Consider the following 14,591-nt stretch of genomic DNA (forward strand, 5'->3'; position numbering starts at 1 on the left):
GGCCCTTGGTTCCCACAGCAGCGGGAAGTAGTGCGGGCGTGTGCTACCACGCTGGGTGAGGGCGGTCGGACCAGCATCCCACGGCGCGGACTCGGAGAGCCTGCGGCGCCGCTGGGCGAGGGGCCGGGGATGGGGCCGAGACAGAGGCCGGGGCCGGAACATGCGAAAACGGCCGCTGTACGACAGCCGGCCGCCTTCATCACCGGACCGCCGACGCGGGGGAACGGGCGCATCGCCTTCGATGCCCACCGAACACCTCCCCCTGACCGCCTGGCCGCGGGGCCGGGCGCAACGCCTCGCCGTACCGATACCACCCGAAAAGGACATAAACGTCAATGTGACATCGACATCGGGGGGTCGTCGCCTGAGGTCGAGGAGGGGGAGTTCTTGAGCTCGTCGAGCTGGTCCGGCAGCTCGACGAGCTCGACCAGTTCCGCCTGGCAGCGCTCGCATGTGTCGAGGTGGCGTTCGAAGGCCTCGTGCTCCTCATCGTCGAGGACACCGAGGACGTAAGCGGCCACCCCGTCATGCATCAGCCGGCTACCCCCTTGTCCCGCAGCAGCTCGCGGAGAGCCCGGATCCCGTAGTAGAGCCGGGACTTCACCGTGCCCGGCGGGATCCCCAGAATCTCCGCCGCCTCACTTATCGTACGGTCTCGGAGATAGGTGTGCTCAATGACTTGGCGGTGTTCTTCGGACAGCGACCGGAGAGCGTCCGCGACGACCATCGCCGACAGCGCACGCTCCGATCCGTCCGGGACCGACATCATGTCGACTTCGGGCGGCTCAACCTCCTGTGGCCGCACGCTCTTACGCCGACGCCCATCAATGACTATGCGGCGGGCCACGGTAAGCAGCCATGCCCATATGAGGCTCGGTTCCCATTGCAGTCTTGCCGAGTTCCGCCAGGCTCGGACGAGCGTCTCCTGCACAACGTCTTCAGCCCACTGAAGGTCGTTACCTGTGGATTTGCGGACGTGTCGCAGCAGAGGGCCGCCGAACTCCTGGTAAAGCACCGCGATGCGATGCTCCGCCTCGGCATCCGCACTCTCGAACCTGCCGTCGAGGTGACCTAGCACGGGGCACATCTTTACACCTTCGTTATCCAAGCGGTAGCCACTCCGATAACTCCAGTCATTTCTAACTATCTCCGGCCATACGTGAACCAGGACCGGTACAGGCGCGTACCTCCGACCATGCACAGGCTTTTGCGCGGCGAGTTGTTCATGCTCGGCGGCTTCGTCGTAGCCGCCGCCGTGACGATCGTGCTGGTCATGCCACCATCGATCGATCCCGCGGCCGCCCAATGGTCACAGACGTCGTCAGGACCGCTCACAGCTGCCGACCGCGATCTGCTGATCAAAGTCCGTCAGGCAGGGCTATGGGAGATGCCCGCCGGCGAGTACGCCCAGACCCGCGCCGAGTCCCAGCGCGTGAAGGAGGTCGGCAAGCTGATCATGGGCGAGCACATGGATCTCGACCTGATCACTCGCCAGACCGCCAAGAAGCTGGGCGTGGCCCTGCCGGACGAGCCCAATCCCGACCAGCAACGCTGGATGGCCCAGATGGCCGCCGAGAGCGGACCGGCCTTCGACAAGGACTACGTGAACCTGTTGCGTGCAGCTCACGGCAAGGTCTTCAGCACCCTGGCGAGCGTACGAGCCGGAACGCGCAACTCCGACATCCGGAAATTCGCCGGAGAAGGCATCAACTACGTGATGCGCCATATGGCGTACCTGGAGTCGACCGGTCTGGTCGATCACAGCCAGTTGCCCGAACCCCCGACTCCCGCACCCGCTCCACCCGTCGCAATGGCGGTTGAAAAGAGGAGACACACATGAGGAGATCCAGACGCATGGCCGCGGCCGCATCCGCTCTGGCCATGGCGGCAGGCGGCCTGGTATCGGCGGCCGTCATCGGCGTGAGCGGCAGCCCGGCTTTCGCCGACCACTGCGACCCCGCCGAGCAGTCACCTCAGGCGAGCCAGTCGCAGCAGCCGAACCGCGACCAGCGGGGCCAGCGGAACCGGAACCAGGACCAGGATCAGGACCAGCAGGGGCAGCAGGACCAGCAGCAGCCGGACCCGCAGGGCACCGGCGATCAGCAGGACAACGGCCAGAACGGCGATCAGCAGGGCACCGGCCAGAACGGTGACCAGCAGGACCAGCAGGGGCAGCAGGACCAGCAGGGCACCGGCGACGACCAGCAGGCCCCTCAGGGCGGCAGCGTCGCGCTCGACCCCGCCCAGGACCCTGACGGCCAGGACCAGGGTCAGGATCAGGGTCAGGATCAAGGCCAGGGTCAGGACCAGGGCGCCGACGCCTCCCAGACCGCACCGGAGGACAACCCCACGGTCCAGTCCCGCCGCCGCGGCGGCAACGGCAACGGCGGCCGGCCGACCAACTCCCCCAGCCCGAGCCCCAGCCAGACGCAGAACCCCGATGACGGGGGCGACGCGGACCCGAGCGCTTCCCCCTCGGCCTCCCCGACCGCGACCGGCGGCAACGGCGAGGAGGAGGCCTGCGCCGACCTCGGCCCGTTCCCCGAGGACTTCGTGAACATCCGCCAGGTGGGGCAGGTGCGCCTCGACGCGCGGCCCGCCCGCAACGGCTCCCGCGGCTCCTTCGTCTCGCAGTGCGGCACGAACCGTAACGGCCACAACAACCCCGACAACTTCATCGTCGCTCCCGGTGTGAGCAACGGCGCGCACCACCTGCACGACTACGTGGGCAACCTGTCGACGGACGCCTTCTCCACCGACGAGAGCCTGGCGGCGGCGGGCACGACCTGCCGGCTGGGCGACAAGTCCACGTACTACTGGCCCGTGCTCAGGGACCGCAAGTCGGACGTCAACGCCAACGACCCCGACGGCAACGTCGGCACCGTGCTGCGCCCGCGCTTCGTGCGGCTGGAGTTCGGCGGCAACGCCACCTCCCAGGTGGTCGCGATGCCGAGGTTCATCCGGATCATCACCGGTGACGCCAAGGCGGCCACGAACGGCACCGCCAACGCCCGCGCCGGCTGGAGCTGCTCGGGATTCCAAAACCGCATAAGTCCGGACAAATACACGCTTTGCCCGCGCGGTAGCCAAGTCCTCCGTATTCTGGACTTCCCCAGCTGCTGGGACGGTCAGAACACCGACAGCGCGAACCACCGGAACCACATTGTCTTCCCCGGCCAGAACGGAGCCTGCCCGCAAGGCACCAGGGCGATTCCGCGACTGCGTATGACCCTCGGGTACACCGTGCCCCAGGGCCCCTCGTACGCCGTGGACGCCTTCCCGGAACAGAAGCACAACCCGGTCACGGACCACGGTGACTTCGTCAACGTCATGCCTGACCGGTTGATGCAGACCGTCGTCTCGTGCATCAACCGGGGGCGCCGTTGCTGACCTGAACCCCCCGCCCCTCGGGCGGCGCAGCCTTCCGAGTCGCACCCTCACTCGACCCTGGAGGGAAATACATGCTCCACAGACGTAGCCCCCGGCACGCCCCCACCAAGCTGGACACCAGGAGTGTCCGGCTGGGGGCGAGCGCCTCGGTCATGGCGATCCTCCTGTCGGCATTCGCGCTGACCAGGACGGAGCGCGGGATCGGGATGCTGGGCCAGGGGGTCGGCTTCCTCGAGTTCTACGCGGGCGTGTTCGCCCTGGTGCTGCTGACCGCGACCGTCGCGCTCGGCCTGCTCACCACCGAACGCGTGTTCCTGTCGCCGGCCAACCGGGTCAGGGCACAGCTCGCGCACCGGGCCACCGCGCTGATCGGCCTGGCGTACCTGATCACCCACATCACGCTCATGATCAGCCTGGGTCACGTGCCGCCGGGGGCAGCGGTCGTGCCGGTCGCGGGCATCTACGTGGGGTTCGGCACCCTGGCCTTCGACCTGATGGTCGTGGCCGTGGTGACGGGAATGCTCAGGGGGCGGTTCGCGACACGGAGCAGGCCATGGATGTGGCGGATCTTCCACTCGGCCGCCTACCTGGCCTGGCCCGTCGGGATCATGCATGGCCTGACGGCCGGCCGTCCGCCGGCCGGCTGGGTGGCCTGGTCGTACGTGGCCAGCATGGCGGCGGTCGGCGGTGCGCTGATCGTCCGCGTGCTGGCCTCGCTGCGCCGGCCGCCGATCGTACCCGAGAAGGTCGAAGCGCCCCCGGTGACCGCGGCCGCCGCCGTGGGCGTCCCGTCAGAACGTCCGATGAAGGCTCCTGTCGCCGCCGGCGCGGCGGCGTCAGGACCGAGAGCGGCCGCCGCACCCGTGAGCCTCGCAGAGGCCCGGCGCAGATATCGGGAGGCAGGATGACCACCGTCCTGCTCGCGCGTCCCAAGGAGCGACTGTGATTCCGGCCAGAGTGCCACGGGTCTTACGCATGGGTCCGGCCCGGCTGACCGCCGGGCTGGACCACTGCCGACGGCTCGACCTGCCCGCCCACCGCACGCTCCACGGGCTCGTCGAGCCCAGGGAGCTGGGCGAGCTCATCTCGTACGCCAACGAGGTGGACATGCGCGGGCGAGGGGGAGCGGCCTTCCCCTTCGCCCGCAAGTTGCGTGCCGTGGCCGACGCGACCGGCCCAGGCGGCGAGTGCGTGGTGCTGGTCAACGGCGCGGAAGGCGAGCCGGCCAGCTCCAAGGACGCCATGCTGCTCACCCGCAACCCGCACCTCGTGCTGGACGGCGCGGTGCTGGCGGCCGAGGCGCTCGGCGCCCGCGAGGTGGTCGTCGCCACGGCCGGCGGCGAGGTCGCCGAGGCGTCCGTGGCCGCCGCCGTGGCCGAGCGCCGCGCGGCCAACGTCTCCGGCGGAGCCGAGAGCCGGGTCCCGATCCGCGTGGTCGGGATCAAGGAGCGGTTCATCTCCGGCGAGGGCGGCGCGCTGGTCAAGGCCGTGAACGGCGAGGAGGGCATTCCTCCCGGCCGCAAGAAGCGGGCCGCGACCAGCGGCGTGGACGGGCTGCCCACACTGCTGTCCAACACCGAGACGTACGCACAGTTCGCGCTGCTGGCCGAGTACGGGCCGGAGAAGTACGCCGAGGTGGGCACCGCCAAGGAGCCCGGCACCATCCTGCTCACCGTCAGCGGCGGCGCGGCCAACGGCGCCGTCATCGAGGCGCCGACCGGGACGTACCTGGCGGACGTGCTCGGCCTGTGCGAGGCGGAGGTCGGCGACGGCGTCCTCATCGGCGGCTACCACGGCGCGTGGCTGTCGGCCGACGTCGTCGAGACCGCCGTGCTCTCCCGCGAGGGCATGAAGCAGGCCGGCGCCACCCTCGGGGCCGGGATCATCGTCCCGCTCGGCGAGGCCACCTGCGCCCTGGGCGAGGCCGCCCGGGTCGCCGCCTACCTCGCGGCCGAGTCCGCGGGCCAGTGCGGGCCGTGCCGGCTCGGCCTGCCCGACATCGCCAGGGCCATGTACGCCCTGGTCGAGGGCACCGGCTCGGTGGACGCCGTACGGCGCTGCGTGCGCGGCGTCGAGCGACGCGGGGCCTGCTTCCACCCGGACGGCACGGCCAAGTTCGTGCTGTCCGCGCTGGACGCGTTCGAGATCGAGATCGCCCAGCACCTGGAGCACGGCTCCTGCGGCCGCCCCGTACGCGGAGTGCTGCCGATGCCCGAGCGCGAGCCCGAGCCGGAGTACCGGCTGGAGGTCGACTGGTCCCGCTGTGCGGGGCACGGGCTGTGCGCGCACCTGCTGCCCGAGTTCGTGGAGCTGGACGACTACGGCTTCCCGTCGTTCAACACGATCCCCGGGTTCATGGCCAAGGAGGCGCGCCGGGCCGTCGACATGTGCCCCGCGCTGGCCCTGCGCCTGGCCCAGAGCGGCGGCGACCACGGCGGCGCTCCCAAGCCGGCCCCGGGCAAGCAGCTGCGGCTGGTCAAGGACGGCGTGCTGAAGAAGGCGGGAGAGAGTGTGCCCCGGCTCACGCGGGTGGGCATCCCCCGGATCTCGGGAGTCGGAGGAACGGCGTGACCTGACGCGTATGTGACGAACCCGGCGGTTGTTCGCGGGCTCCCCGATGATCTCTCATGATCGTCGGGAGGTGCCGTGACCCGCCGGGTTCTCGCGTGTACCGGAGATGTTCTGTGCGTATTCCGCCCTGCGGCACTGTGGCAGGCAGCCGGGTTCCACAGGATGCGACTACTCCGGAATGGGGACGAATCATGCGCAAGTGGCTCACAAGGTTCATGGCGGCGGCGATGCTCGCTTCCGGGATGGCAGCCGGAGCCGGCGGGATGCAGGCCGCCGCTGCCGACACCGTCAAGCCCTACCTCTACTGGTCGGAGGACCGGGGTCATTGTGGTGGCGAGTGGAGGAACTACCTCGGAACGAGGACCTACAACCCGGCGACGCACAGCGTCAAGCGGCACAAGAGAACCGAGACGTCGTCGACCAGCAAGACGGAGATCTACAACCAGAACGGTGTGCGCACGGCCAAGGTTTACGACCAGTGCATCAACGGACGCATCGTCCGCAAGTTCAATCCGACGGTTTACCGGCACCGGTCGATCAAGGTGAGCTTCGTCTGCTTCGCGGGTCGCTGCACGAGGACCAGCACCCTCTACGGCAGTTGGCTGAACGGGACCGGCACGCCGCTGTAGCGAGTCATCCGCCCTCTCGCCGCCGCGGATCAGCGGACGGTGGGGGGCGGATGGCGTTCGGCGCGGCCGTCGTCTTTCCGGCGCGTGGCCGTCGTCCCTTTTCGGCGCGCGCCGGCCCGGTGAATATCGCCCGGCAACACATCCCGATATTTCCCGGGTTACGCACATGCGAGTTATATCGGCGCGAATCCGGATATTCGGCGAAATGCTTATCACCGGGCTCACATGATCTTGCCTCGGACGTACACGGGCTCGCCCACCTTGACCATCTCGTACAGGCGCTTGGACGTCTCGATCGGCAGGCGTACGCAGCCGTGGGAGGCCGGACGCAGCGGCACCTTCGTCGAGCCGTGCATGGCGATACCCCCCGTGAAGTAGAGCGAGTTGAACATCGACCCCAGGCGTCCGGTGGTCCAGCCCGGCGCGCGGGTCTGCACACGGAAGTCGCCGACCGGCGTGATCGCGGTCCCGCAGCGCCCGCCCTCGCAGTAGCGCACCTCGGCGCCCGTGGAGATGTGCGAGAACAGCACCGGCTTGCGGTCGCGGTAGACGGTGAGGAACTGGTCGCGCAGGTTGATCTCCACCCGGTCGGGGCCGCCGTTCGGGACCAGCGGGCGCCGGCGGGCGGGCTTGTCGAGGGCGTTCCAGACCTGGCGCCCGACTTCGCCCTTGGGCGCCATCCTGCGGTTCTTCTGCAGCGCCCACACCGCGAACTTGGTCTGCTCGTCGTAGACGCCGTTGATCTTGCCGTAGTAGTAGTGGCCGGCGTGCAGCCGCCGCTGCAGCAGCCTGACGGCCTCGCCGCGGTCACCCGGCCGCAGCAGCGCCCCCGCGACCGCCCCCGTGGACGCGCTCCCCGCCTGCCCGGTGTCCGTCCGCCCTGTGCCCGTCCGGGTCGTGCCCGTCGGCGTCGTGCTCGTTTGCGTGCCGCCCGCTCGCGTCGTGTCCGCCCGTCTCGTGTCCGCCCGTCTGGTGTCCGTCCACCTGGCGTCCGACCACCTGGTGTCCGACCGCGACGCCCCCGCCCGGCCTGTGCCCGGCCGGTCCCGCTCCACCCACCTGGAGCCCGGCCGCCCCGCGTCCGCCCACCTGTTCTTCGACCTGCGCGCGTCCGCCCGGTCCGCCCCCGGCCGCCCCGTGTCCGCGCGCCCCGCCCCCGGCCTGCCGGGGTCCATCCGTCGCGCCCCTGGCCGGCCCGTCTCCGTCCGACCCGTCTCGGCCCGGCCCGCCCCAGGCCGACCCGATTCCGACCGGCTTGTGCCTGCCTCCGCGACCGCCGGGAGGCCGCAGGCGACCATGGTTCCGAGTCCGAGAGCGGCAATTCTTTGAAGCTTTATCCTCATAAATCAACGCCTACCCCCACCGCCGAGAATTCATGGTTTTTATCAAGCAAAAGTCCCGGCTAATAAAGCCGATCACGCTAAATCGGCCTTTAGTGGAAAAATAGGCAGTGATCCCGCGAAACCGCCACTCACTCCCGCACGCACTCCGCGACCGTGCGCCGGTACCGGCCGGGTGCGACGCCGTAGTCCCGCTTGAACGCGTTGGCGAAGGCGAACTCCGACCCGTACCCCACCCGCCCCGCGATCTCGCTCAACGGCGCGTCCGTCTCCCGCAGCAGCCGCCCGGCGCTGGCCAGCCGCCACCAGGTGAGGTACGCCAGCGGCGGCTGCCCCACCAGCGCGGCGAACCGGCGCGCGAACGCGGCCCGCGACAGCCCCGCCCGCGCCCCCAGCTCGGCCACCGTCCACGGATGGGCCGGATCGCGGTGGATGGCGTCGAGCGCCGCGCTGACGCCCGGGTCGGCCAGCGCCGCCGCCCAGCCGTCGACCTGGCAGTCGCCGTGATCGTTGCTGAAGTGGGCCCGCAGGATGTACAGCAGCAGCATGTCGAGCAGGGACGACACGACGGTGTCGGCGCCCAGTCTGGGCTGGCGGATCTCGGCCCCGAGCAGGTGGACGGCGGCGCGCACCTCGGAGTTGAGCCCCGGCCCCGCGGGCAGGTGGATCAGCTCGGGCAGATCGCGCAGGAGCGGATGGGCCCGGTCGGGGTCGTGCCGGTAGCCGCCGCACAGCAGCACCGTGCTCGCCCCCTGCCCGCCGACCGACGCGGAGGCGAACAGGCCGCGCTCCTCCGAGGGGTCGCACGCGGGCTCGGTCACCGGCGTGGACGGGTGGTCGGCCATGGCGTAGCCGTGACCGTGCGGGAAGAAGACCACGTCACCCGCGGACAGCGCGAGGGCCGGCTCGCCGGGCGGCAGCAGCCAGCACGAGCCCTGCAGGACCACCTGGAAGCCGGCCGATCCAGGGGCCGAGGGGAAGCGCTGCCCCCAGGGGGCGCGCCACTCGACGCGGGCCGAGCGGGGCCGCCCGGTCCGCATGATGGTGATCACGTCGCTCAGCACGTCCATGCCGAGAACTCTAATCGGCAAGACGCTCGCGTATGACAGCGAGACGAGAACACATTGGCCATCTCATCCAGCCCCTCTACGGTTTCCCTCGATGCGATTTGAGGCGAGGAGGGCGTGATGGGACGGATTCTGGTCACCGGGGCGACCGGCACGGTCGGACGGTCCGCGGTGGCGCTGCTGCGCCGGGCCGGAGCCGAGGTGGCGCCGGCGAGCAGGGCCACGGGCGACCTGCGCGACCCCGGCACGCTGCCGCTGGACGGCGTGAGCGCGGCGCTGCTGGTGTGGCCGTTCGGCACGGCAGAGGGCGCGCGGGAGGTGATCGAGGCCGTCGCCGGGCGGGCCGGGCGCGTGGTCTACCTGTCCTCGGCCGCGCGCAGGGAGCACGAGCGCGAGATCGAGCGGCTGATCGCTCAGACGGCCGGCGCGTGGACGTTCCTGCGCCCGCACGCGTTCGCGGCCAACACGCTGCGCTGGGCCAGGCGGATCAGGGCGGGGGCGGTCCGCGGCGCGTACGGGGCGGCGGCCATGCCACCCGTGCACGAGCGGGATGTCGCGGCGGTGGCCGTGCGGGCGCTGCTGGACGAGGGTCACCACGGCGCGGCCTACGACCTGACCGGCCCCGAGACGATCTCCCAGGCCGACCAGGTGCGCATCATCTCCGAGGTCACCGGCCTCCCGGCGCGCTGGGTGGAGGTCCCGCCCGAGCACGCCCGCGCGGCCCTGGAGTCCGACGGCCTGCCGCCCGAGGCGGTCGAGGAAGTGCTGCGCGCGCAGGCGGAGCTGGCCCGGCGGCCGCTGCCGGCCACCTCGGTGGTCGAGGAGGTCACGAAGGAGCCGGCGATCCCGTTCCGGCAGTGGGTGGAGGAGCACGCGGAGGACTTCCGCGTGCCCGTGGCCGCCCCCACGATGCGGGCGGCCCGCATGCACGGCTTCGGCGACGCCTCGGTGATCCGGTACGACACGGTCCGCACGCCCGAGCCCGGACCGGGAGAGGTGCTGGTGGAGGTGGCCGCCACCGCGTTCAACCCGTCGGAGGTCGGCCTGCGTACCGGGCTGCTGCCGGAGGTGTTCCGGGTGGAACTGCCGCACACGCTCGGCTGGGACGTCTCCGGCACGGTGGTGGCGACCGGGACGGACGTCACCGGCCTGACCCCCGGGGACCGGGTCTTCGGGATGGCCGGCGGCGCGGCGGCCGGGTACGCGGTGGCCCCGGCGGAGTCACTGGTCCGCGCGCCGCGCCGGATTCCGCTCGCCGACGCCGCGGCCGTCCCGGTGGCCGGGCTCACCGCCTGGCAGGCGGTCCACGAGCACGCCCACGTCACTCCCGGGAGGCGCGTGCTGGTCAACGGCGCGGGCGGCGGCGTCGGCCTGTTCGCCGTCCAGCTCGCCAAGCTGGCCGGCGCCCACGTCACGGGCACGGCCAGTCCGCGCAGCACCGCCGCGGTGCGCCGGCTCGGCGCCGACGAGGTGATCGACTACACCGCCGCCCCGCTCCCCCGCGACCTGGACGTCCTGCTGAACCTGATCCCGCTGGCCGACGGCACGGCGGCGGAGCTGGCCGGGCTCGCCCGGGTCACGGTCTCGATCGCGACCCCGATCGAGGGCGGCGCCCACTTCGTGATGCGCGCCGACCCCGGTCAGCTCACCCGCCTCGCCGAGCTGATCGACGAAGGCGGGCTGATGGTCGAGGTCGCGGAGTCGCATCCGCTCTCCGGCCTCGCCGACGTCCACCGCAGGGCCGAGGCGGGCGACCTGCGCGGCAAGATCACCCTCATCCCCTGAACCAGAGCGGCGAGGTCACCTCACGAAGTGCCGCAGCACCTCGGGGTTGGCCATGGCGTCCGGATTGGCGGCCTGCTCGACGGGCGTGCCCAGCAGGATCTTGCGTACGGGCACCTCGAGCTTCTTGCCCGACAACGTGCGCGGGATGCCGGGCACGACGTGGATCTCGTTGGGCACGTGTCGCGGCGACAGCTCGGTCCGCAGGGCGTCGCAGATCGCCCGCTGCAGTGGCTCTTCGAGGTCGGCCCCCTCGGCGAGGGTCACGTACAGGAGCAGGCGACCCTCCTGTCCGAGCTGGCCGGTGTCGATGACAAGGCTGTCGGCGATCTCCTCGAACCGCTCGACGACGCGGTAGAACTCGCTGGTGCCCATCCGGACGCCGCCCCGGTTGAGCGTCGAGTCGGAACGGCCGTAGATGACGCAGCTGCCGTCCTCGTTGATCTTGATCCAGTCGCCGTGCCGCCACACGCCGGGATAGACGTCGAAATAGCTCTCGGTGTAGCGCTCGCCGCCGGGGTCGTTCCAGAACTTCACCGGCATCGACGGCATCGGCTGGGTGATCACCAGCTCGCCCACCTCGCCGACGACCGGCTCGCCGGCCGGATCGTACGACTCCACCCGCGCCCCCAGCGACCGGCACGGGATGATGCCGGCCCTGATCGGATGCAGCATGGTGGCCCCGACGAACCCGGTGCACACGTCGGTGCCGCCGGAGAACGAGCCGAGCGGCGTGCCGGGCAACTCGGCGGCGAGCCAGGCGAACCCCTCGGGCGGCAGCGGCGAGCCGGTCGAGCCGACCCCGCGCAGCCGTTCGAGCCCTTCGGGATGGAGGCCGGCCTTCAGCGAGGCCATGATGTACGGCGCCCCGACCCCGAAGTACGTCACGTCCTCCGAGTCGGCGATCCGCCACAGCGCGGCCGGCGAGGGGAAGGTGGCCGAGCCGTCGTACAGCACGGGCGTGGCCCCCACCAGCAGGCCGCCGATGAGGTAGTTCCACATCATCCAGCCCGTGGTGGTGTACCAGAAGAACACGTCGCCCTCGCCCAGGTCCTGGTGGAAGGCGAGCGACTTGAGGTGCTCCAGCACCACGCCGCCGTGCCCGTGCACGATCGGCTTGGGCAGCCCGGTCGTGCCGCTGGAGTAGAGGATCCACAGCGGATGGTCGAACGGCACCCGTTCGAACTCCAGCGGCCCCTCCTCGGCGCGCAGCCCCTCCCAGCCGATCACCTCGCCGTGCGGCACCTCCTCGGTGTGCCCGGGACCGGGCTCGGCGTGCTGCGGCGCCTGGCCGTCGTCGGCCGCCGCCAGGTAGGGGATCCACACGGTCGCGCGGAGCGTGGGCAGCGCGGCGGCGATCTCGTTGACGGCGGCGGAGCGGTCGTAGCTCTTGCCGTTGTAGTGGTAGCCGTCGACGGCGATGAGCACCTTGGGCTCGATCTGCTTGAAGCGGTCGACGATGCTCGGCACGCCGAAGTCCGGCGAGCCGGCCGACCAGATCGCGCCGAGCGAGGCCGTGGCCAGGCAGGCGATCAGGGCCTGCGGGATGTTGGGCAGGTAGGCGGCCACCCGGTCGCCCCGGCCCACGCCGAGCCGGACCAGGCCGGTCCTGACGCGGGCGACCTCCTCGCGCAGCTCGGCCCAGGTCAGCTCCTGCCGGCCGCCGTCCTCGGAGACGAACACCAGCGCGGTGCCCTCCGTACGGCGCAGCGCGTTCTCGGCGTAGTTGATCGAGCTGCCGCCGAACCAGGTGACCGCCGGCATCTTGCCCGACAGCACGGGCCCGTCACCCCGGTCGCCGATCACCTCGAAGTAGTCCCAGATCGACGTCCAGAACTCGGCGGGATGCTCGACCGACCAGTGCCAGGCGTCCTCGTAGTCGCCGGATCTGCCCAGCCACCGCAGGTAGCGGGTCAGCTTCGCCGACGCCTTGATCTCTTCGCCCGGTTCCCACAGAAGCTCACCCTCAGCAACCATGTGCCCCATCCTGTCGCCCGTCCAGGGGAATGTCATACCCGCCTTCCCCCATAACTTGCTACCTCCGTAGGTGGTCCACCGCCATACGCGCGGAGGTTCCGATCACCGCGTCGGCGCGCGGCTGGTTGAGCGCGGTGCTGAACGAGCGGGTGAAGACCGACACCGCGTACCGGCCGCCGTCGGGGTAGTCGACGACGCCGGACTCGCAGCGCAGGGTCGGCAGGGTGCCGGTCTTGCCGCTGACGGCCACGTCGTCGTACGGGAATCCCGAGGCCAGCCGGTGCGGCCACACCTGGGCGTTGAGCACGCCCCGCATCCAGGCGCACGAGGCGGCGGAGGCGGCCTCGTCCCGCCAGATCAGGCCGAACAACCGGGTCATCTCCCGTGGGGTGCTGCGGTTGGACCGGGCCGGATCCAGCGCGCTCAGCCGCTCTATGTCGTCGGGATCCACGAACGGCCACCCGTGGCCGGTGTCGCGGCCCAGGCTGTCGACGCTCTCCCCCGCGCCCTGCACGACGCGCGTCCCGTCGAGCCCGAACGCGTCGAGCATGGCGTTGATCGTGTCCTGCCCGATCCGGGCGAGCAGCGTGTCGGCCGAGGTGTTGTCGCTCACCGCGATCATCAGGTACGCCAGGTCGCGCAGCGAGATCGTCACCTCGTCGAGCATCGCCGAGATCCCCGTCGGCCCCGGCGAGCGGCCGGCCCCGGTCACCGTGATCCGTTCGGCCGGGTCGAGCAGGCCGGCGTCGGCCTGCCTGCACAGCGCCACCAGCAGCGGCACCTTGAACATCGAGGCCATGGGCAGCGGATCGTCGGAGCCGATCCCGATCTCGCGCCCGGTGTCGATGTCGGCCGCGTGCAGCCAGCCGGAGACGCCGGCCGTGCGGAACAGGCTCTCGAAGTCGGGCGCGCTCATGCCAGCATCCCCGGCCTGCGGCTCACCCGCCGCGCGGTCGCGGCGCCCTCGTCCGTCATCCCGGCGCTCTCCTTCAACGTCCGTACGGCCATGGCCGAGAAGTCGGTGGCCGCGACCGTCACCGCGCGCCAGGCGGTGGAGACCCGGCTCGCGATCGGCGAGCCTAGCAGCGGCCGCCAGGCCAGCCCCGGGAGCTCCATCTTCGGGCCGAACGCCACCGCCGCCCCCGCCAGCACCAGCCCGAGCCCGGCGCCCTCGTGCACCTGCTGGGGGACGAACCCCTGCCGGCGGCACTCCGCCAGCACCTCGGCGTGCCAGCCGGGCTCGCCCTCCTTGGGCGGCATCAGCAGCTCGCGCCCCGCGAGGTCGGCCAGGTGCACCTCGCCCACGTCCGCCAGCGGGTCGGCCGCGGCCAGCAGCACGCCCTGGGCCTGCACCAGCAGTTGCCCGAAGCGCAGCCCGGGCGCATTGACCGGGTGGCGGACGAGGCCGACGTCGATCGTGCCCTCGGCCAGGGCGGTCACCTGGTCGGCGGTCCAGATCTCGGCGGGCGCGAGGCGTACGTCGGGGCTGGTCTCGCGGAAGCCCGCGACCAGGGCGGCGAGCACGGTGGCGGCCAGGTCGGGCGGCACGCCGACCTTGAGCACGGCGCCCTCGCCCTGCCTGGCCAGCTCGTGCAGCCGCTCCACCCTGGAGACGATCTCGCGGGCCTCGCCGAGCAGCAGCCGGCCCGTCTCGGTGAGCCGGACCTGGCGGGCCGAGCGGTCGAAGAGCCGTACGCCGAGCTCCTCCTCCAGGCGTTTGACGCGCTGGCTGAGCGGCGGCTGGGCCATGCCGAGCCGGATGGCCGCGTTGCCGAAGTGGAGTTCCTCCGCCACCGCGATGAAGTAGCGAAGGTGCCGGACCAGGTCCATGACCA

Annotated in this window: 13 protein-coding genes; 6 read left to right on the forward strand and 7 right to left on the reverse strand. The window is 71.2% G+C overall.

What is annotated here, in order from left to right; translation table 11 throughout:
* Positions 1-332: 332 nt before the first annotated feature.
* Positions 333-533 (reverse strand): anti-sigma factor family protein, encoded by a 201-nt coding sequence (locus OIE67_RS40020; RefSeq protein ID WP_326630293.1) that lies wholly within the window; start codon positions 531-533, stop codon positions 333-335.
* Positions 533-1,078: a sigma-70 family RNA polymerase sigma factor gene (locus tag OIE67_RS40025; RefSeq protein ID WP_106237069.1), complete on the reverse strand. Its 546-nt coding sequence runs from the start codon at positions 1,076-1,078 to the stop codon at positions 533-535. The genes OIE67_RS40020 and OIE67_RS40025 overlap by 1 nt, the downstream gene beginning before the upstream one ends.
* A 117-nt stretch (positions 1,079-1,195) precedes the next feature.
* On the opposite strand from OIE67_RS40025, the gene OIE67_RS40030 reads away from it, so the two are divergent.
* The 5 genes from OIE67_RS40030 to OIE67_RS40050 all read left to right on the forward strand — a co-directional run bounded on the left by OIE67_RS40030 (position 1,196) and on the right by OIE67_RS40050 (position 6,590).
* Positions 1,196-1,840 (forward strand): DUF4142 domain-containing protein, encoded by a 645-nt coding sequence (locus OIE67_RS40030; RefSeq protein ID WP_106236724.1) that lies wholly within the window; start codon positions 1,196-1,198, stop codon positions 1,838-1,840.
* Positions 1,837-3,390, forward strand: coding sequence for a DUF1996 domain-containing protein (locus tag OIE67_RS40035; RefSeq protein WP_326630298.1), 1,554 nt, complete (start codon positions 1,837-1,839; stop codon positions 3,388-3,390). The genes OIE67_RS40030 and OIE67_RS40035 overlap by 4 nt, the downstream gene beginning before the upstream one ends.
* A 71-nt stretch (positions 3,391-3,461) precedes the next feature.
* On the forward strand, positions 3,462-4,298 hold the full coding sequence (locus OIE67_RS40040; protein WP_326630301.1) for a hypothetical protein: 837 nt from the start codon (positions 3,462-3,464) through the stop codon (positions 4,296-4,298).
* A gap of 34 nt (positions 4,299-4,332) precedes the next feature.
* Positions 4,333-5,961: an NADH-ubiquinone oxidoreductase-F iron-sulfur binding region domain-containing protein gene (locus tag OIE67_RS40045; RefSeq protein ID WP_326630303.1), complete on the forward strand. Its 1,629-nt coding sequence runs from the start codon at positions 4,333-4,335 to the stop codon at positions 5,959-5,961.
* Positions 5,962-6,152: 191 nt separating this feature from the next.
* Positions 6,153-6,590, forward strand: a complete 438-nt coding sequence (locus tag OIE67_RS40050; protein ID WP_326630305.1) for a hypothetical protein — start codon at positions 6,153-6,155, stop codon at positions 6,588-6,590.
* Between the two features lie 221 nt (positions 6,591-6,811).
* Here OIE67_RS40050 and OIE67_RS40055 read toward each other — a convergent pair whose 3' ends face one another.
* Both OIE67_RS40055 and OIE67_RS40060 read right to left on the reverse strand, forming a co-directional pair.
* Positions 6,812-7,765, reverse strand: coding sequence for a L,D-transpeptidase family protein (locus OIE67_RS40055; RefSeq protein ID WP_326630306.1), 954 nt, complete (start codon positions 7,763-7,765; stop codon positions 6,812-6,814).
* A gap of 296 nt (positions 7,766-8,061) precedes the next feature.
* Positions 8,062-9,000: an AraC family transcriptional regulator gene (locus OIE67_RS40060; RefSeq protein WP_326630309.1), complete on the reverse strand. Its 939-nt coding sequence runs from the start codon at positions 8,998-9,000 to the stop codon at positions 8,062-8,064.
* Positions 9,001-9,117: 117 nt separating this feature from the next.
* Between OIE67_RS40060 and OIE67_RS40065 the strand changes: the two genes are divergently transcribed.
* Entirely contained in the window at positions 9,118-10,782 is a 1,665-nt protein-coding gene (locus OIE67_RS40065) for an alcohol dehydrogenase catalytic domain-containing protein (protein WP_326630310.1), read from the forward strand.
* Positions 10,783-10,797: 15 nt separating this feature from the next.
* On the opposite strand, the gene OIE67_RS40070 is transcribed toward OIE67_RS40065, so the two are convergent.
* Genes OIE67_RS40070 through OIE67_RS40080 form a run of 3 tightly spaced genes read right to left on the reverse strand, consistent with a single transcriptional unit; the run spans position 10,798 to position 14,586 of the window.
* Entirely contained in the window at positions 10,798-12,756 is a 1,959-nt protein-coding gene (locus OIE67_RS40070; RefSeq protein ID WP_326630312.1) for an acetoacetate--CoA ligase, read from the reverse strand.
* Between the two features lie 58 nt (positions 12,757-12,814).
* Positions 12,815-13,672: a serine hydrolase gene (locus OIE67_RS40075; RefSeq protein WP_326630314.1), complete on the reverse strand. Its 858-nt coding sequence runs from the start codon at positions 13,670-13,672 to the stop codon at positions 12,815-12,817.
* Positions 13,669-14,586, reverse strand: coding sequence for a LysR family transcriptional regulator (locus OIE67_RS40080; protein ID WP_326630316.1), 918 nt, complete (start codon positions 14,584-14,586; stop codon positions 13,669-13,671). Before OIE67_RS40080 ends, OIE67_RS40075 begins: the two co-directional genes overlap by 4 nt.
* Positions 14,587-14,591 lie beyond the last annotated feature (5 nt).

It is taken from the genome of Nonomuraea fuscirosea (assembly GCF_035917475.1).
Classification (GTDB): Bacteria; Actinomycetota; Actinomycetes; order Streptosporangiales; family Streptosporangiaceae; genus Nonomuraea; species Nonomuraea fuscirosea.

What these genes read in the sequence shown, in the direction of transcription:
- OIE67_RS40020 (WP_326630293.1), bottom strand. Translation starts at nt 533, where the DNA reads ATGCATGACGGGGTGGCCGCTTACGTCCTCGGTGTCCTCGACGATGAG.
- OIE67_RS40030 (WP_106236724.1), top strand. Translation starts at nt 1,196, where the DNA reads ATGCACAGGCTTTTGCGCGGCGAGTTGTTCATGCTCGGCGGCTTCGTC.
- OIE67_RS40035 (WP_326630298.1), top strand. Translation starts at nt 1,837, where the DNA reads ATGAGGAGATCCAGACGCATGGCCGCGGCCGCATCCGCTCTGGCCATG.
- OIE67_RS40040 (WP_326630301.1), top strand. Translation starts at nt 3,462, where the DNA reads ATGCTCCACAGACGTAGCCCCCGGCACGCCCCCACCAAGCTGGACACC.
- OIE67_RS40050 (WP_326630305.1), top strand. Translation starts at nt 6,153, where the DNA reads ATGCGCAAGTGGCTCACAAGGTTCATGGCGGCGGCGATGCTCGCTTCC.
- OIE67_RS40055 (WP_326630306.1), bottom strand. Translation starts at nt 7,765, where the DNA reads ATGGACCCCGGCAGGCCGGGGGCGGGGCGCGCGGACACGGGGCGGCCG.
- OIE67_RS40060 (WP_326630309.1), bottom strand. Translation starts at nt 9,000, where the DNA reads ATGGACGTGCTGAGCGACGTGATCACCATCATGCGGACCGGGCGGCCC.
- OIE67_RS40065 (WP_326630310.1), top strand. Translation starts at nt 9,118, where the DNA reads ATGGGACGGATTCTGGTCACCGGGGCGACCGGCACGGTCGGACGGTCC.
- OIE67_RS40070 (WP_326630312.1), bottom strand. Translation starts at nt 12,756, where the DNA reads ATGGTTGCTGAGGGTGAGCTTCTGTGGGAACCGGGCGAAGAGATCAAG.
- OIE67_RS40075 (WP_326630314.1), bottom strand. Translation starts at nt 13,672, where the DNA reads ATGAGCGCGCCCGACTTCGAGAGCCTGTTCCGCACGGCCGGCGTCTCC.
- OIE67_RS40080 (WP_326630316.1), bottom strand. Translation starts at nt 14,586, where the DNA reads ATGGACCTGGTCCGGCACCTTCGCTACTTCATCGCGGTGGCGGAGGAA.